Source organism: Acinetobacter sp. NIPH 1852 (genome assembly GCF_022549455.1).
Classification (GTDB): Bacteria; Pseudomonadota; Gammaproteobacteria; order Pseudomonadales; family Moraxellaceae; genus Acinetobacter.
Genome location: NZ_JAKZGG010000062.1, coordinates 1 through 433, shown reverse-complemented (window position 1 = coordinate 433; position 433 = coordinate 1). Strand labels below are relative to the sequence as shown.

The window sequence follows — 433 nt, the reverse complement described above, 5'->3', positions numbered from 1 at the left end:
AAAAAGGGTGGTAGCAAAAATGCCAATTCTGACACTGGAACAGGTGAAGCAGCGGCTCAAAATTGATAGCGAAGATGAGGATGCAGATCTTCAACTATTAATAGATGCTTCGCTTTCTGCATTTGAAGAAGTAACAAATCGAAAACTGTATGAAGTGGGTGAGGTTATTCCTGAAGATGTCACCAATGGGATACATGTATCGCCTTTCATTGTTCAGGGTGCTTTAGCCTTAATTGGATATTGGCATGAAAACCCTGAAGCAACAGGCAACATGGAGTTATTACCTAAATCATCAACATGGGCTTGGAATCGACATCGGTTTATCAATATGGGGTGATTTATGGAGTTTGGAAAACTTAAACACCGCATTACCGTTCAGAAATATACTGAATCTCAAGATGATAATAACCCTGAATATTTAACTAAGGAATGG

General features: G+C 39.0%; 1 protein-coding gene. It reads left to right on the top strand.

The window, feature by feature from the left end; genetic code table 11:
- On the top strand, positions 1-337 hold a 337-nt coding region (locus tag MMO38_RS16575; protein ID WP_241324199.1), incomplete at its 5' end, for a head-tail connector protein.
- Between the last annotated feature and the right edge of the window lie 96 nt (positions 338-433).